The sequence below is a fragment of the Cognatiyoonia sp. IB215446 genome, from assembly GCF_033963825.1.
Classification (GTDB): domain Bacteria; phylum Pseudomonadota; class Alphaproteobacteria; order Rhodobacterales; family Rhodobacteraceae; genus Yoonia.
This window is the reverse complement of sequence record NZ_JAXBMD010000002.1, coordinates 966,366-981,373: the sequence shown is the minus strand read 5'-3', so window position 1 is coordinate 981,373 and position 15,008 is coordinate 966,366. Positions and strand designations below refer to the sequence as shown.

At 59.9% G+C, this 15,008-nt stretch carries 18 protein-coding genes; 6 read left to right on the top strand and 12 right to left on the bottom strand.

Going from position 1 to position 15,008, the window contains the following annotated elements:
• Positions 1-183: 183 nt before the first annotated feature.
• From SLH49_RS12425 to SLH49_RS12410, 4 genes are read right to left on the bottom strand one after another with little or no spacing between them, the layout of a single operon-like run.
• The gene (locus tag SLH49_RS12425; RefSeq protein ID WP_320269455.1) at positions 184-852 is read right to left on the bottom strand and encodes an alpha/beta hydrolase; all 669 of its coding nucleotides are present in this window, start codon (positions 850-852) and stop codon (positions 184-186) included.
• Positions 849-1,493 carry a DNA-3-methyladenine glycosylase 2 family protein gene (locus SLH49_RS12420; RefSeq protein WP_320269454.1) on the bottom strand — a complete coding sequence of 215 codons (645 nt, stop codon included), beginning with the start codon at positions 1,491-1,493 and terminating at the stop codon, positions 849-851. Before SLH49_RS12420 ends, SLH49_RS12425 begins: the two co-directional genes overlap by 4 nt.
• Positions 1,475-2,197, bottom strand: coding sequence for a cobalt-precorrin-6A reductase (locus tag SLH49_RS12415; protein ID WP_320269453.1), 723 nt, complete (start codon positions 2,195-2,197; stop codon positions 1,475-1,477). Before SLH49_RS12415 ends, SLH49_RS12420 begins: the two co-directional genes overlap by 19 nt.
• Positions 2,194-3,237 carry a cobalt-precorrin-5B (C(1))-methyltransferase gene (locus tag SLH49_RS12410; protein WP_320269452.1) on the bottom strand — a complete coding sequence of 348 codons (1,044 nt, stop codon included), beginning with the start codon at positions 3,235-3,237 and terminating at the stop codon, positions 2,194-2,196. Before SLH49_RS12410 ends, SLH49_RS12415 begins: the two co-directional genes overlap by 4 nt.
• 97 nt (positions 3,238-3,334) lie before the next feature.
• On the opposite strand from SLH49_RS12410, the gene cobA reads away from it, so the two are divergent.
• The 3 genes from cobA to SLH49_RS12395 are packed head-to-tail and all read left to right on the top strand — an operon-like array spanning position 3,335 to position 6,752.
• Entirely contained in the window at positions 3,335-4,183 is an 849-nt protein-coding gene (cobA, locus tag SLH49_RS12405; RefSeq protein WP_320269451.1) for a uroporphyrinogen-III C-methyltransferase, read from the top strand.
• Between the two features lie 58 nt (positions 4,184-4,241).
• On the top strand, positions 4,242-5,489 hold the full coding sequence (locus tag SLH49_RS12400; RefSeq protein WP_320269450.1) for a cobyrinate a,c-diamide synthase: 1,248 nt from the start codon (positions 4,242-4,244) through the stop codon (positions 5,487-5,489).
• Positions 5,490-5,531: 42 nt separating this feature from the next.
• On the top strand, positions 5,532-6,752 hold the full coding sequence (locus SLH49_RS12395; protein ID WP_320269449.1) for an MFS transporter: 1,221 nt from the start codon (positions 5,532-5,534) through the stop codon (positions 6,750-6,752).
• Here the strand turns inward: SLH49_RS12395 and SLH49_RS12390 are convergent.
• The 5 genes from SLH49_RS12390 to SLH49_RS12370 form a co-directional block, all read right to left on the bottom strand.
• Positions 6,749-7,516 (bottom strand): squalene/phytoene synthase family protein, encoded by a 768-nt coding sequence (locus tag SLH49_RS12390; RefSeq protein WP_320269448.1) that lies wholly within the window; start codon positions 7,514-7,516, stop codon positions 6,749-6,751. The genes SLH49_RS12395 and SLH49_RS12390 overlap by 4 nt on opposite strands.
• The gene (locus SLH49_RS12385; RefSeq protein WP_320269447.1) at positions 7,516-7,941 is read right to left on the bottom strand and encodes a hypothetical protein; all 426 of its coding nucleotides are present in this window, start codon (positions 7,939-7,941) and stop codon (positions 7,516-7,518) included. Before SLH49_RS12385 ends, SLH49_RS12390 begins: the two co-directional genes overlap by 1 nt.
• Positions 7,938-9,557: a citramalate synthase gene (gene cimA / locus SLH49_RS12380; protein WP_320269446.1), complete on the bottom strand. Its 1,620-nt coding sequence runs from the start codon at positions 9,555-9,557 to the stop codon at positions 7,938-7,940. Before cimA ends, SLH49_RS12385 begins: the two co-directional genes overlap by 4 nt.
• Before the next feature lie 66 nt (positions 9,558-9,623).
• Positions 9,624-11,057, bottom strand: a complete 1,434-nt coding sequence (cysS, locus tag SLH49_RS12375) for a cysteine--tRNA ligase (protein ID WP_320269445.1) — start codon at positions 11,055-11,057, stop codon at positions 9,624-9,626.
• Between the two features lie 196 nt (positions 11,058-11,253).
• Positions 11,254-11,643: a hypothetical protein gene (locus SLH49_RS12370; protein ID WP_320269444.1), complete on the bottom strand. Its 390-nt coding sequence runs from the start codon at positions 11,641-11,643 to the stop codon at positions 11,254-11,256.
• A gap of 197 nt (positions 11,644-11,840) precedes the next feature.
• On the opposite strand from SLH49_RS12370, the gene SLH49_RS12365 reads away from it, so the two are divergent.
• The 3 genes from SLH49_RS12365 to SLH49_RS12355 are packed head-to-tail and all read left to right on the top strand — an operon-like array spanning position 11,841 to position 13,581.
• The gene (locus SLH49_RS12365; protein ID WP_320269443.1) at positions 11,841-12,155 is read left to right on the top strand and encodes a winged helix-turn-helix domain-containing protein; all 315 of its coding nucleotides are present in this window, start codon (positions 11,841-11,843) and stop codon (positions 12,153-12,155) included.
• Positions 12,152-13,177: a permease gene (locus tag SLH49_RS12360; RefSeq protein ID WP_320269442.1), complete on the top strand. Its 1,026-nt coding sequence runs from the start codon at positions 12,152-12,154 to the stop codon at positions 13,175-13,177. Before SLH49_RS12365 ends, SLH49_RS12360 begins: the two co-directional genes overlap by 4 nt.
• Positions 13,174-13,581 (top strand): MmcQ/YjbR family DNA-binding protein, encoded by a 408-nt coding sequence (locus SLH49_RS12355; protein WP_320269441.1) that lies wholly within the window; start codon positions 13,174-13,176, stop codon positions 13,579-13,581. Before SLH49_RS12360 ends, SLH49_RS12355 begins: the two co-directional genes overlap by 4 nt.
• On the opposite strand, the gene SLH49_RS12350 is transcribed toward SLH49_RS12355, so the two are convergent.
• Genes SLH49_RS12350 through SLH49_RS12340 form a run of 3 tightly spaced genes read right to left on the bottom strand, consistent with a single transcriptional unit; the run spans position 13,557 to position 14,939 of the window.
• Positions 13,557-14,336, bottom strand: a complete 780-nt coding sequence (locus SLH49_RS12350) for a MerR family transcriptional regulator (protein WP_320269440.1) — start codon at positions 14,334-14,336, stop codon at positions 13,557-13,559. The two genes, SLH49_RS12355 and SLH49_RS12350, sit on opposite strands and share 25 nt — an antisense overlap.
• A gap of 33 nt (positions 14,337-14,369) precedes the next feature.
• Positions 14,370-14,759, bottom strand: coding sequence for a VOC family protein (locus tag SLH49_RS12345; RefSeq protein WP_320269439.1), 390 nt, complete (start codon positions 14,757-14,759; stop codon positions 14,370-14,372).
• A 3-nt stretch (positions 14,760-14,762) separates the two neighbouring features.
• On the bottom strand, positions 14,763-14,939 hold the full coding sequence (locus tag SLH49_RS12340) for a hypothetical protein (RefSeq protein WP_320269438.1): 177 nt from the start codon (positions 14,937-14,939) through the stop codon (positions 14,763-14,765).
• Positions 14,940-15,008: the final 69 nt, after the last annotated feature.

Below are 15,008 nucleotides of genomic sequence, written 5' to 3'. Positions count from 1 at the left end.
ATCTCACTCAAAAAACAGTATACTACGGAATGCGATATCATCGGAAAATCCTAACAAAATGGTTAATGTCTCAACGACATTTGAAATAAAAATTAAGGCAGCCACCAATAATTTTGGCTACCCCTAAATCATCGCAAGGCCGGACCGGACTTGCAAGGTAGAAGTGGTAGAAACGGACCTTTCCTACGACAACCCTAACCGTTCACGCATAAACGCGAGCGCAACCTGAAGGCCATCTGGCGCAATGCCGTGACCGGTCCCTTTCATGATATGCGCATAGACCTCGCTCCAGCCAGCACCCTGCAGCGCTTCGGCCGCTTGTGGCAGCGACTGGGGCGGCACCACGTCGTCCTGATCACCGTGTATCAACAGCACCGGAGGGCGGCTAACGACTTCGTCCGCCAGCAATTCCGGGTCAAGAAGGCGCCCGGAAAACGCGACAATGCCCGCAATCGGATCCTCGCGGCGGGGCACGACATGCAGCGCCATCATCGTGCCTTGTGAGAATCCCAAGACCATGACCTGTTCAGGCAAGAGGTCCTCATCCACCATCACGCCATCCAGAAAAGCGTCCAGATCCGCCGCCGCACGTTCCAGCCCCGCGCGGCTTTCCTCCTCGCTGGACCCGTCAATCCACGGGATCGGGAACCACTGAAAGCCCATTGGCGCACCGGCGCAGGCCTCTGGCGCATCGGGCGCAATGAAAAGCGTATCGGGAAGGTGTTCAGCCAAGGGATCGGCCAGCCCCATCAGGTCGGCCGCGTTGGCGCCATAGCCATGCAAAAAGACAACGCATGACCGGGTTTCACCCGATACCGGATTTCGTCGTTGAGCCTCAAGCGCGCGCGTCATCGGATCCCTTCCCGTTGTTTCTGATGGCTGTAGTAGGCCCACATGATCCGGGCCGCAACCGACCGCCAGGGGCGCCAGTCATCGGACATGCTGCGCAGGTCCTTCTCCCTAGGCCGTTCGGATAGGGCAAAGATCTGCTTCGCGGCCTCCTGCAATGCCAGATCGCCTGCTGCAAAGACATCGGCACGCCCCAGTGAGAACATTGCGTAAATCTCGGCGGTCCAGGTACCGATACCGGGCACCGCCGTGAGCACTTTGACCACTTCGTCCGAGGGCATCGCGCGAAGACCTACATAGTCGATCTCGGCGTCCGCTAAAGCTAGAGCGTACCGCGCTTTTTGGCGACTCAGCCCCAAATCGCGGAACGCTTCCTGTGACGTGGCCCTGACCCGCTCCGCATCGGTCATGCCCGCGTCCGAAAGGCGCGCCCAGATCGCGTTGGCAGACGCAACGCTGACCTGCTGGCCGACAATCGCGCTCAGGAGTTGGGGAAATCCATCGGGTTTCAGGCGCAATGGCAATGCGGGCAAATGCTGCATCGCCTGTGCAAAGGCCGGATGTTGGGAGCACAACCATGTGGCCCCTTCTTGGACGCAGGCATCCGTCTTGATCACACGTTCTTTCATAACGCGTCCACCCATGCAATCGCCTCATCGATTGTGGCAACGCAAGCCCAGTCGCCTTGTGGCGGACGTGTCAGCATTAAGACGGGGATTTGCAGGCGGTTTGCTGCGGTCAGCTTGGTCCGGCTGGCCGCACCGCCCGCATTCTTGACAACAAGCCAATCGACCTTGCGCGCCTTGAAAAGCGCGATTTCGTCCTCGACAGAAAAAGGTGGACGCCCGATAAGGAACATTCCATCCTCAAGTGGGAACGGCCCGTCAGGTGGGTCGATCTGGCGGCAAATCACAAACCGGCCCGCAAGGTTCGCAAAGCGTTCCAGCGACTGGCGCCCGGTGCCAAGGAACACGGTCGCGCCCAGGGGGATATGTGCAGCTGCCTCTTCTTCCGAGGCAATCTCCGTCCAGTTATCGCCTGTATCCGGTGTCCAGCCGGGCCGCAGAAGTTGCAGGTATGGGATATGCTGCGCTGCGCAGATCGTTGCCGTACGCTCGGTGATCCGATGCGCGTAGGGATGCGTTGCGTCAAGGACGGCGCTGATCCCGACCTCCGTCAGATAGTCACGAAACGCCGCCGCTCCGCCAAACCCTCCGACGCGCGTGGGCAAGGGCAAAGCGGCAGGTTCGCGCGTGGCACCGGCGATGGACGCAACCACATCCCGCCCGCTCAAGCGTTCTGCTAAACGGCGCGCATCGCCCGTACCTGCCAAGAGCAAGATCGTCATGGCCCGGCCCGTCCGATGATCCCGCCAGATCGATCAATCACCACGACATCAAAAGTGATCTGCTCGGCAAATCGTTGTAGCTGCGCCAAAGCTTTTTCGGCGACCCTCTGAGCAAGAGCGGGCCCAGCCATATTCAACGCCTCAAGTGCCGTATTCGCCCCGGCCAGCCGTGGGTCATTCATCAGGTCGGCAAGCCCGTCAAAATCCACCTGAGACCGGGCGGAATGCAGGTCCACAGCACCTTGCGCCAGTTTGATCATCTTGCCGATGCCGCCGCCAATCGTCACCCGCTCAATGGGATGTTTTACAAGGTATTTCAGCATCCCGCCCGCAAAGTCGCCCATGTCCAGCATAGCGTGATCCGGCAGGTCGTAGAGCGCCTGCACCGTCTTTTCGGATGTCGCACCCGTACACCCGGCCACATGGGTCAGGCCATCCGCGCGCGCCACGTCAACGCCGCGATGGATCGAGGCGATCCACGCCGCGCAGCTAAAGGGCCGCACGACGCCCGTCGTACCGAGGATCGAAATTCCCCCCACAATCCCCAGACGCGGGTTCCAGGTTTTCAGCGCCAGCTCCTGCCCGCCGGGCACCGAAATCTCGACGATGATATCAGGCGCGCAACCATGCTGCCGCGCCAATTCGTGCACGATATCGCTGATCATCTGTCGCGGCACGGGGTTAATCGCGGCATCGCCGACCGCGAGCGGGAGGCCGGGTTTGGTCACGGTGCCAACGCCCTCACCTGCTTCGAAGACGATGCCACCGGAAGATGCCGCAACGCACACGACAATCAGCGCGCCATGGGTCACATCAGGGTCATCGCCCGCATCTTTTGTGATACCAACCCGCGCCCAGCCCGGCCCGGCATCGGTCAGCGCCAGCGGAAAGACCGGCATCTCCCCCTTTGGCAGCGTAATCGTTACGTCCTTTGGAAAGGCACCGCCCCACAGACGCATCAGCGCTGCTTTGGTCGCTGCGGTCGCGCATGCGCCCGTGGTCCAGCCGCGGCGCAGTTCGCCTGTTGGTTTGCCTCTCATCAGCAGGACTATAGGCAGTGCCGCAGATGCCGCCAATCGGCAATTGTCCGTCGTTTGACATCTTTCCAAGCAAGGCTGCACGCTGCATAAAGACAAGATGACACACACCAATCTCCCCGCGCATGACTGGCCGGTTTTGGAACCGGGATGGGTCTGGCTCTGCGGTGCGGGGCCCGGTGATCCGGGTCTGCTGACACTGCATGCGCTGAACGCGTTGCGTCAGGCGGATGTGGTGATCTATGACGCGCTGGTGCAGGAGCAGATCCTCGACTGGGCGCCGCAGGCGCAGCACATCTACGCGGGTAAACGCGGCGGCAAGCCCTCTGCCAAACAACGCGATATCTCGCTTCATTTGGTGGAACTGGCGCGGGCGGGCAAAAGGGTTTTGCGGCTGAAGGGCGGTGATCCATTTGTTTTCGGACGTGGCGGGGAAGAGGCGCAGACGCTTGTGCAGCATGACGTGCCTATCCGGATCATTCCCGGCATCACTGCCGGTATTGGCGGTCTGGCCTATGCGGGTGTTCCGGTCACACATCGCGATGTGAACCAATCCGTCACCTTTGTCACCGGGCATGACCAGTCGGGCAAGACGCCCGGATCGCTGGATTGGGACAGCATCTCGAAAGGTAGTCAGGTCATCGTGATCTATATGGGCATGAAACATATCGCCCAGATCGCGGGCAAACTACTCGCGGCCGGACGACCGGCGGCGGAACCCGTGGCGGTGATAACGACCGCGACAACCGATGCGCAAAACGTCCTTGAAACCACCCTTGGGACAATTGTCAATGACATCGCCCACGCTGGTCTCGAACCGCCAGCCATCATCTGCGTCGGTCAAGCGGTGCTGATGCGGCAGGTCCTTGACTGGCAAAGCATGGCGGCGGGGGAAATGCCGCGCAACCTTGATCCATTGGGCCGTGGGCGCCCTGCTGAATCAGCCTAGTGAATCTCATCTGTTCCGGAATATGCACATCAGAGGCATCTGACCTCTGCAAAATGCGATGAGCTTCATCATCGCAGCACCGGCGTCGGGCAGTGGCAAGACCACCATCACCCTTGGCCTTCTGCGCGCGTTCAGCCGCGCCGGGGCCATTCGCGCCGCCAAATCTGGGCCTGACTACATCGATCCGCGCTTTCATGAGGCGGCCTGCGGCGCGCCATGCGTCAATCTGGACGCCTGGGCGATGTCACCATCGCGGATCAAGGCACTGGCCGCCGACCCTACGCCGTTGATCATCGAAGGGGCGATGGGGTTGTTTGACGGCGCCCCGCCTGATGGCAAAGGTGCAACGGCCGACCTCGCCCACATCCTTGGTCTGCCAGTGGTATTGGTTGTCGATGCGGGTAAAATGGCTGGATCGGTCGCCCCCCTGGTCAACGGCTTTCTCAATCACGATCCGGGTGTCAAAATCGCCGGCATCATCCTGAACAATGTCGGCTCCCCACGGCACGAGCGGATGTTGCGGAGTGCACTGTCCGACATTCGCGTCTTCGGCGCATTGCCGCGCGCGCCGGAGCTTTCGCAGCCATCTCGGCACCTTGGACTGGTACAAGCACAGGAACGGCCCGATCTGGAAGCTTATCTGGATCAGGTCGCGGCGCTGATCAACAGCCACGTGGATCTTGCCGCGCTGATGAGGTTGAACAGCGCCTTGCCGCGTTCGCAAAACACACCCAGCCTCACCACGCCTGCGCAAAAGATCGCAGTGGCGCAGGACGCCGCGTTTGCCTTCACCTATCCCCACATCCTGGCCGATTGGCGTGCCGCAGGGGCCGAGATCAACTTTTTCTCACCGCTTGCCAATGAGGCACCCGCCCCCGTCGATCTGATCTACCTGCCCGGAGGCTATCCAGAGTTGCATGCCGGTCAACTTGCAGCGAATACGATCTTCCTCAATGCCCTTCGCGATACCGATGCGCAGATTTACGGCGAATGCGGTGGCTACATGGTGCTGGGTGAAACACTCATCGATGCCGATGGCACCGCGCACCAAATGGCTGGGCTGTTGCCGCTGGAGACGTCTTTTGCCACTCGCAAACTCCATTTGGGCTACCGGACGTTGCGCGCGACAGAGGGGCCATTTGCAGGCGCATGGAAAGGGCATGAGTTTCACTATGCCACGACATTACGGGCCGAGGGTGCGCCGCTATTCAAAGCGGAAGATGCCGAAGGTACGCAACTGCCGCCGATGGGCCTGATCAAAGGGAATGTCTGCGGCTCATTCGCCCATATCATCGACGCATGCTGATCACCCATTGCACCCAGTGAAGGGTCGGCGTACCGATACGCCATGACCGTCACCGACATCAATGACACCCGCGCCAAACGTAATGTGGCCGTCCTCGTTCTCGCGCAAGCGATCCTTGGCGCGCAATTGCCCATGATCTTTGTCATCGGCGGCCTTGCGGGGAGCCAGTTGGCCACGAATCCCTGCCTGGCGACACTCCCGATTTCATTCATCGTCTTCGGGTCGATGACAACGGCCCCCTGGATCAGCCCCCTGATGCAGCGTAACGGACGGCGTTTCGGGTTTTTCCTCGGTGCCTTTGCCGGGGCGGCGGGGGCGTTGGTGGCGGCCTACGGGCTTTACACCAGTTCGTTCTTCATGCTGCTGGCTGGATCATATCTGACCGGTATCTATATGTCGGCACAGGGATTTTACCGCTTCGCTGCTACCGACACCGCGTCCGAAGCGTTCCGACCCAAAGCAATCTCTTACGTCATGGCCGGCGGCCTTTTGTCGGCGATCGTTGGCCCGCAACTCAACAAGCTGGTGCAGGACGCCTTCATCGTGCCCTTTCTGGGTACTTATGTGGCGATTGCCGTCTTGAACCTCGTGGGCATGCTGCTCTTTTTCTTTCTGGACCTGCCAAAAGGCAGCAAGGCGCAGCCTGAAAAGGTCGATGTCACAGGCCGGTCGCGGCGGGACCTGTTGCGCGACCCACGGATCATCGTCGCAATGATTTGTGGCATGGTGTCTTATGCGCTGATGAACCTCGTGATGACGTCGACGCCGCTGGCCGTGGTCGGTTGTGGCTTCACCACCAACAACGCCAATGACATCGTCTCGGCCCATGTGCTTGCGATGTTTGCCCCGTCCTTCTTCACCGGCCATTTGATTGCCCGTTTTGGTGTCGAAAAGATCGTGGCAACAGGTCTGGCCATTCTGGCCTTTGCCGGGGTTGTGGCACTGTCCGGCGTGACGCTGGCGAATTTCTATGTCGCACTGATCCTCCTTGGACTCGGCTGGAACTTCGGCTTTATCGGAGCCACTACCATGCTGGCAGGCGCCCACAGGCCAGAGGAACGGGGCGTCGTGCAGGGCATGAACGACATGGTGGTCTTCGGCATGGTGACCGTCGCATCGCTCGCCTCTGGCGGACTGATGAATTGCTCGGGCGGGACTGCGGTGGAAGGCTGGAATGCGGTGAACCTCGCGATGGTGCCTTTCCTTGTGCTCGCGGGCGGATCGCTGATCTGGCTGGTCCGGCAGCCGAAAATGGCCGTCTAGACCCACCAGCCGCGCAAGTTAACATGCAGAAACCGTAGGCGGTCGCGCATTGGGTTTGGATCTTGCAGCCCCTGCGCAACAATGCTCGGATCTCGATAGACTCGGTGCAAAACTGGCCCTGCTGCATAGCCCGACAACATTGCAGGGGCCGCATCGCGCGACACAGAACGGCGCGCCTTGCTGGCATAACTCAAGGCGGCCAGCGCTTTCTTGCACAATGCGTAGACCCCGTTTGATGTACCATCAACCACTGGTTTACGACCCCGCGCCTCAAGCTCTGGCACCGCGCAGAACAGGTTCGCGACACCGACCGCATAGGCGAATTTCCGGACCGGTTTTTCCTCGGCCTGCCCAAGCAGCCGAGCCGCGGTCCACATCAGATGGCCAGAGGTCGCATTGACGTATTCGTCTAGATGTTCAGGTGCTTCAAACGCGTCCTTGTAGATGTCCCAACGCCGCGCTTGCACGAGTTGGTCGAGACACGCCGCCCCATCCGCGTCCAGAACATCTGCCAGCGCATCAACGACTTCATGTTTGCGCACCGCCCTCCCTGCCCCGATTTCCTCAAGCGCGTCGCGCCACCATTGCAGCCGCATCTCGGCAATCATGGCTTCTTCGGTCACCCATGGCGCGCGAGCGACTTCGACGTTGAAGGCGTAAAGCGGGAACAGAATGCGGCGGGCCTGCACCGGAGCGGCCATTGTTGCGCGAAACCGCACGGGGTCGGCACGTTCCACCAATGCGGCGCAGGCGACGAAGCTCATCAGCTATCAGGCCATTCCGGCAACAAAGCAAGAAGTTCGGCGCGCAATGGATAGTAACCGTTTTCGCCACAACCACCGAGAACAAACTCCCGATCCGCGACGGGCTGGGACAGCGTGATACTATCAACGCCCATATCAGTTGGGCAAAGGTCGAAATCGGGTGCGGTGATCGTCGGAAAATCTCTTTCAACGATGGCGCGAGCTGCCGCATAAGTTCCGTCGGGCAGGGTCACCCAAACCACCGTGACATCGGGTTCGTTGGGCTCAAGCACCTCACGCTTCAGCGTATTATTGGCGTAAATCGTCTGCGTTGCCTGCCCGATAAAGCTGCTGCCTGATAACACCTCGATGAAGTCGGTGCCTTCCGGGGCCAGCGGGGCGGTCGCACATCCGGCAAGTGCAACGGCAAGGAAAAGCGCCCTCATGCCGTTGCTCCATCTCTAATCAGTTTCCAGTTGATCGCATCGACCAATGCGCCGAATGAGGCATCCACGATATTCGCGCTCACGCCCACGGTCGACCAACGACGCCCCTGCCCGTCTTCGCTGTCGATGATGACACGGGTGACGGCCTCGGTGCCGCCGTTTGTGATGCGGACTTTGAAATCGACCAGGCGCATATCGTCGATAATGGCCTGGTAAGAGCCCAGATCCTTGGCCAGCGCCCGGCTGAGCGCGTTGACGGGCCCTTGATCCGATCCATCCTCGCCCAGGCTTTCGCTGACGTTCAGCACCTTCTTGCCGTTCACCTTGGTCACGACAACCGCCTCAGACAGCGAAACCATCTGATTGCGCTTGTTCTTGCGACGTTCGACCGTGACCCGGTAACGCTTGACCTCAAAGAACTCCGGCAGGATCCCCAACTCCTCGCGCGCCAGCAGTTCAAAACTCGCCTGCGCGGTGTCGTAGGAATAGCCCTGCGCCTCCCGCTCTTTGATCCGCGCGACAATGCGCGCCAGTGCAGGATGACCCTGCTCCACGGACATACCAGCCTCGGCGAGCCGCGCACGCAGGTTCGACTGCCCCGCCTGGTTCGACATCGGCACGATGCGGCTATTGCCCACCGTTGCTGGGTCGACATGTTCGTAGGTCGCGGGGTTCTTGGCGATGGCAGAGGCGTGCAGGCCGGATTTATGAGCGAAGGCCGAAGCGCCGACATAAGGCGCCTGTTTCGAAGGGACACGGTTCAGGATATCATCCAGCATCCGCGACGCCTTGCGCAGACCCTTCAATGCATCGCGCGACACACCCGTTTCAAACCGGCTGGCGAAAGGTTCTTTGAGCAGGAGCGTCGGGATCAGCGTCGTCAGGTTCGCATTGCCACAGCGCTCCCCCAGCCCATTGAGCGTGCCCTGAATCTGACGCGCGCCCGCCAAGACCGCCGCGAGGCTCCCCGCGACGGCGTTCTCAGTATCATTATGCGTATGGATCGCGACATTCTCGCCGGGAATGCCGCTCGCAATCACAGCGGTGATAATAGCGGCAACCTCATGGGGAAGCGTGCCGCCATTGGTATCACACAGCACGATCCACCGCGCCCCTGCATCAAAGGCGGCATGGATGCATTGCAACGCGTAGTCAGGGTTCGCCTTGTAGCCGTCAAAGAAATGCTCAGCGTCGAACAGCCCTTCGCGGTCCTGCGCGGTGATATGGGCAAAACTGGCCGCGAGGTTTTCGACATTCTCCTCCAGCGTGATCCCCAACGCGTCGGTCACATGAAAATCATGGGCCTTGCCCACCAGACAGACAGCGGACGTTCCAGCATTCATCACAGCGGCCAGCACATCGTCGTTCTCTGCAGAGCGCCCGGCCCGCTTTGTCATGCCAAAGGCAGTGAAGGTCGCGCTTGTCTTCGGTGGAGCGGCAAAGAAATCAGTATCGGTTGGATTGGCGCCCGGCCAGCCGCCTTCAATATAGTCTAGGCCAAGATCATCGAGCACCGCGGCGATCTGATGCTTCTCATCGGCGGAGAACTGCACGCCTTGGGTCTGCGCGCCATCGCGCAAGGTCGTGTCAAAAAGATAGAGGCGCTCTTTAGACATGGCTGCCTCCGGGCGTACAAAGTCTCAGCGAGACTTTGTACCCAAACTTTCTGCGAAAGTTTGCCATTACACATCCCCCAGCTTGGCGGCATCAAAATCGGGGCCCGGCGCCCAGGTTGCCTGCCCGCCCACATCGGCAACCTGCACGCCAGCCGCCGTCAGAATATCGCGCACTTCATCTGCACGACCCCAATCCTTGGCAGCCCGTGCCTTGGCCCGATCTGCAAGCAGCGCATCGACACGCGCAGCAATAGCAGGTGCGATGTCAGGGCCAGCCTCACCACCCTCAAAAAGCGGGATGTCAGCCCAATCCGACACAAGCCCCAACATGTCCAACCCATGGGCAAAGCCTGCCAGCGCGGCGGGCGTCTTGCCCTTGGCCAGAACGTGCAGCCGCGCCAAAGCGCCGGGCGTGTTCAGATCATTGGCGAGCACACCGATGAACTCAGCATCCGGCTCCCATTTGCCATCCGCCTTCAGCGCCTCAATCAGCTTTGGCCCAAAGCCATGCCCGTGCAGGATGCCATACCATTTGCGCAAGGTTCCCTCGGCCTCTGCCCGGCGGCTTTCCGTCCAATCCATGGTCTTGCCGTAATGGGTGCCCAGCATCACAAGGCGGATCACCTCGCCCGGCACGCCCTCATCCAAGAGATCGCGGATCGTGAAGAAATTGCCCAACGACTTGGACATCTTCTTACCCTCGACCTGCAGCATTTCGTTGTGGATCCAGTACCGCGCGAACTCGCCCTGGGGATGGGCGCAGCAGGACTGCGCAATCTCGTTCTCATGATGCGGGAATTGCAGGTCATTGCCGCCGCCATGAATGTCAAAGCTCTCGCCCAACAGATCATGCGCCATTGCTGAGCATTCGATGTGCCAACCAGGGCGGCCATAACCCCAAGGGCTGTCCCAGCCCGGCTGCCCATCCCCCGACGGCTTCCACAGCACAAAATCCATCGGATTGCGCTTGTAAGGCGCCACCTCAACGCGCGCACCGGCAATCATGTCATCCGTGGACCTGCCCGACAGCGCGCCGTAGTCCGCATAGCTGTCGACGGCGAAAAGCACGTGGCTCTCCGCTTCATAAGCATGCTCTTTCGCAATCAGCCCATCGATCATCGTGATCATCTGCGCAATGTAAGCCGTTGCACGCGGCTCATGCGTCGGGCGCAGCACACCCAACGCATCCATATCATCGTGATACCAACCGATTGTCTCGGCGGTGATGTCACCAATCGCGCGTCCGCTTTCCGCCGACCGCGCGTTGATCTTGTCATCCACATCTGTGAAATTCCGCACGTAAGTGATGTGACCCGCACCATAAACCTCACGCATCAGGCGAAAGAGCACATCAAAGACCAGCGAGGGCCGCGCATTCCCAAGATGCGCGCGGTCATAAACCGTCGGCCCGCAGAGATACATGCGCACATTGGCCGGATCGATGGGCACGAAATCCTCGCGCCTGCGGGTCTTGGTATTGTGTAGCCTGATCGTCGTCATAACGCCTCGCAAACGGGTTGCGCCGCGGGCTTAGCAAGTTCAGGTCTGATGTAAAACGTGAAAGAAGAGCCCGCGACAGTGATGTCAGCAGATAATGCAGCAGGGAATGATGCAGATGCTCTTCATGAGCCTGGGCATAGCAGGCCGCACTGAAGCGGTCCAGCAAATTCAGCGGAGACTTTGATTAGACCCGCGATCAGATATCGACAAACTCCGCGTCTTCGACATCTGCAGAACGGGGTTTCTGGCCTGTGCGCCGCTCAAACACCCAGGCCCGTTGCGCGGCCTGATGGGCCAGCTCCGCCTCGCGCAGGAACGCCTCGCGCTCCTTTTCAGCAGCAGATTTCTTGCATTTGACGGCTTCATAAGCCTGTGCCGCCCGCAGATTTGCCGCCGGAGCCGCCCCGTAAGGCCCCGAAATCCCCGCCATGATCACCGATTGCGCCGCAGCATCCGTGCGCGCAACAGGCCGCCGCCGCTCGCGCGCCTGCTCCCAAGAACCACCGCGCAACGCGCGATCTTCTTGCCTGCGCCCGATTGATCTGGCGCTGCGTTTCTCCGCTTTCAATACATCCGCAAATGCCATGTTGCGTTGATCTCACTCACTGAATCCACACTGCCACTCTAACCACGCGACACACGAAAATCCGCTGATTTCGCAACCATTGGTTAACCGGCAAAGAGCGCCCGATGCCGGTCCATCGCGGGCGTGCATAAACGTACTGGGTTTTTGATCTCGATTCTATTAATCTATGATTCTAGTTTAATAGAATGGATTGAATCATGCTGACCATCGAAGAAGCGTGCCAGGGCTTTGCCGCCGTTGGCTCCGAACCCCGGATGGGGGTGCTTTTGTCCATCGTGCAGGCCGGTGATGCGGGCCTTCTCTTTCGCGAGGTTGGCGAGCGCACGGGCATCCCGGCCTCCACCCTGTCACATCACCTGCGGTTCCTCGCCGCTGCGCAACTGATCACCCAGGAAAAACGCGGGCGCGAGACGATCAACCGCCCGAATTTCGACCAGTTGGAGGCGCTGTCAGGCTTCATCCTCGCCACCTGCTGCGCCAATGTCCCCAATCGTGAGGAGACCGAGATATGAGCACCCTCATCGCCCGCCTGAACCGCCTGACATGGCCACAGATCGACCGGGTCTGGCTCACCTTCGCTCTGATCCTGCTGCTGATCGCGGCATTTGACCAACCGCAATTCGCGGTCTCGACCGGCTTTACCTTCGACGCTGTGATGGCGACCCTGCCTTACATCCTTTTCGCTGTCCTGCTCATCGCGGGGTTGAACGCGACGGGGGCAGCCTCGGTCATCTCATCCGTTTTCGAAGGGCGTGAAATCCGCATGATCGTCCTCGCCGCCCTCTTCGGCGGGCTCGCCCCGTTTTGCTCATGCGAGGTCATCCCCTTCATCGCCGCCCTTCTTGCCGTCGGCACGCCGCTTTCGGCGGTGATGGCGTTCTGGCTCGCCTCGCCGCTCATTGACCCACCCAGCCTGATCATCACGGCAAGCGCGCTCGGCTGGGATTTCGCGATCGCCAAAGCCGTCGCCGCAGTCGGCATCGGCCTGATGGGCGGGTTCGTCACGAAGTGGATCGTTGATGCAGGCGGGCTGTCCAACCCGCTCAAGCCGCAAACCAAAGCCGGATGCGGCAGCTGCAGGACTGACCCGCTTTCCGGCCAGGCCGTCTGGCGCTTCTGGAACGACCCCGCGCGGGTCGCGACGTTCCGGTCCTCCGGCCTGCACAATCTTGGTTTCCTGCTTAAATGGCTCGCGCTCGCCTATCTGCTGGAAAGCCTGCTCATCGCCTACATCCCGGCCGAGACCATCGCGGGCATCGTCGGTGGCGAAGGATTGATGCCGATCATCCTCTCGGCCCTTATCGGCGCACCCGCCTATCTGAACGCCTATGCGGCACCGCCACTGGTGGCCGGTCTGATGGACCAAGGCATGACCATCAGCGCCGCGATGGCCTTTCTGGTGGCCGGTTCGGTCAGTTCCATCCCGGCAATGACAGCCGTCTTCGCGCTCGTCCGCGCGCAGGTCTTCGCGCTTTACGTGATGCTGGGCTTCACCGGTGCGGTGCTCAGCGGGATCATGGCCGGGCTGCTGTGACGACAACATATGCGCGGGCTGAAATCATGATTGTCAGCCCGCGCGACCTGCGGCATCCTCGCCATATGTCACGCAAAAAAATCGATCACATCTGCAGCGAAATGCCGGGAGCGGTCGCCTCGGACCCAACAACCGAACTCGATAGTTGGAAAGTGGGCGGCAAGATGTTCGTCTGTTTTGGTGAGCGGATCGACGGTTTCGCTGCCAAGACCGACAGCGTGGACATAGCGCAGATGCTGATTGATGCCGGTGCGGCGACCAAGGCGCCCTATTTTCACAAAAGCTGGGTGCTTGTCAGTTTCGACGCTGCAGAAGACGAGATGCGCCACCGCATCCAGACCTCTTACGACATCATCTTCAAAGCCCTTACCAAAAAGGCTCAGGCCGAGATTTCGGCGGCGTAAGCTTTCATCGCCGCGGGCAACCATTGTGAAAATCGTGGTGCAAGTCGTTCATATCGTGCGACAAAATCGGGATGAGCGAGGTACATGTTTGCGAGCCCCACATAGGCGTTAGGGTCACAGGCATCACCCCAGAAATCCGCCATCAAGGCACGATGCTTGTCCAGCATCGGCACGAGTTGCCTGTCACCCGCAACCACACCTTCGTTGAATGCCCCAAACAACTGCGCTTCACTCTCGCGCAACCGGTCCATCAGTCCTGCGATACCATCGGGCATCTCTGCCACCGCCTCCTTCGACACGGCAATTTTCGCGGCCATGTCAGGGCCATAGGTTTCGATCAGCCAATCCTCGTAACCGGTCTGGGTTGCCGCATCAAATGGCGTGTAAAGGTCTTGATCTTGCATGTCAGCCTCGTTCGTCAGGGTTGCGATGGTCCGATCAAGGGTGGCCAGTAGGTCCGCTGTCTTGGCTGCCTGCGCCGCGAGCTTATTGCGATGCGCGCGCAGGCGCAGCAACGCCTTCGCCTCGCCGTCCAGCACATCCGCAATCTCGGCCAGAGACATACCAAAGGCGCGGTAAAACAGAATCTCCTGCAACCGCAGAAGCTCATCGCGACCATAAAGGCGGTAGCCATTGGCCGCGACGTGGGTGGGGCGCAGCAAACCGATGGCGTCGTAATGGTGCAATGTGCGCACCGTGACGCCGGACAATCGGGCCAGTTCACCGACCCCGTATTCCTTGATTCGGGTTTTCATACGCCCCTGATGCCACCTCACGCCGCGTGAGGGTCAAGCATAGCTGATCACTTCGAACTCAACACCATCATGATCGTGGAAGTAAAAGCGACGGCCAGGTTCATAGTCGCCGTGCGCCGTCGGCGTGAAACCCATCGCCATCACCTTTTCCTCGATTGCATCCAGATCATCGACAACAACGCCGATATGATTCATCGCGCCGCGTGTGAGGTAATTGGCATCTCCTTTTGGCTCCGTCTGATCTGGTTTGCTGCCTGAATAGACCGCGACATAGCTGTCGTCACTGCCTACATGAACGGTGTAGCCAGCACCATCCATGGCCGACCCTTCCCAGCGGGTTTTCCAGCCAAACAATTCCGCCAGCATCCCGGCGGTCTTTTTGGGGTCCGAGACGGTGATGTTCACATGTTCCAATTGTGCCATGGTTCAAACTCCTTTCCGCAGCCAGTCATTCACCCGCGCGATAACTGATGGGCGGCGCGGTGTAGCAGGTGCCTCAAAGCATCCGCATTCGAGATCATGCCCCCATCCCATACCGTCGCGTTTCAACGCAGTAAGGGCTTGGGCATCTGCACAGTAGCGTTCTGTTGGCTTCTGTCGCATCGCTTTCTCCTCTTTCTATTTGAGTACAAATCTGGTGTAATTTCTCAAGTTAACTTGAGATCAAGGATT

Coding starts and splice junctions, on each gene's coding strand:
- cobA (WP_320269451.1), top strand. CDS start 3,335: ATGACACACACCAATCTCCCCGCGCATGACTGGCCGGTTTTGGAACCG.
- SLH49_RS12390 (WP_320269448.1), bottom strand. CDS start 7,516: ATGAGCTTCGTCGCCTGCGCCGCATTGGTGGAACGTGCCGACCCCGTG.
- SLH49_RS12415 (WP_320269453.1), bottom strand. CDS start 2,197: ATGACGATCTTGCTCTTGGCAGGTACGGGCGATGCGCGCCGTTTAGCA.
- SLH49_RS12395 (WP_320269449.1), top strand. CDS start 5,532: ATGACCGTCACCGACATCAATGACACCCGCGCCAAACGTAATGTGGCC.
- SLH49_RS12345 (WP_320269439.1), bottom strand. CDS start 14,759: ATGGCACAATTGGAACATGTGAACATCACCGTCTCGGACCCCAAAAAG.
- SLH49_RS12425 (WP_320269455.1), bottom strand. CDS start 852: ATGACGCGCGCGCTTGAGGCTCAACGACGAAATCCGGTATCGGGTGAA.
- SLH49_RS12420 (WP_320269454.1), bottom strand. CDS start 1,493: ATGGGTGGACGCGTTATGAAAGAACGTGTGATCAAGACGGATGCCTGC.
- cysS (WP_320269445.1), bottom strand. CDS start 11,057: ATGACGACGATCAGGCTACACAATACCAAGACCCGCAGGCGCGAGGAT.
- SLH49_RS12340 (WP_320269438.1), bottom strand. CDS start 14,939: ATGCGACAGAAGCCAACAGAACGCTACTGTGCAGATGCCCAAGCCCTT.
- cimA (WP_320269446.1), bottom strand. CDS start 9,557: ATGTCTAAAGAGCGCCTCTATCTTTTTGACACGACCTTGCGCGATGGC.
- SLH49_RS12400 (WP_320269450.1), top strand. CDS start 4,242: ATGAGCTTCATCATCGCAGCACCGGCGTCGGGCAGTGGCAAGACCACC.
- SLH49_RS12365 (WP_320269443.1), top strand. CDS start 11,841: ATGCTGACCATCGAAGAAGCGTGCCAGGGCTTTGCCGCCGTTGGCTCC.
- SLH49_RS12410 (WP_320269452.1), bottom strand. CDS start 3,237: ATGAGAGGCAAACCAACAGGCGAACTGCGCCGCGGCTGGACCACGGGC.
- SLH49_RS12350 (WP_320269440.1), bottom strand. CDS start 14,336: ATGAAAACCCGAATCAAGGAATACGGGGTCGGTGAACTGGCCCGATTG.
- SLH49_RS12370 (WP_320269444.1), bottom strand. CDS start 11,643: ATGGCATTTGCGGATGTATTGAAAGCGGAGAAACGCAGCGCCAGATCA.
- SLH49_RS12360 (WP_320269442.1), top strand. CDS start 12,152: ATGAGCACCCTCATCGCCCGCCTGAACCGCCTGACATGGCCACAGATC.
- SLH49_RS12385 (WP_320269447.1), bottom strand. CDS start 7,941: ATGAGGGCGCTTTTCCTTGCCGTTGCACTTGCCGGATGTGCGACCGCC.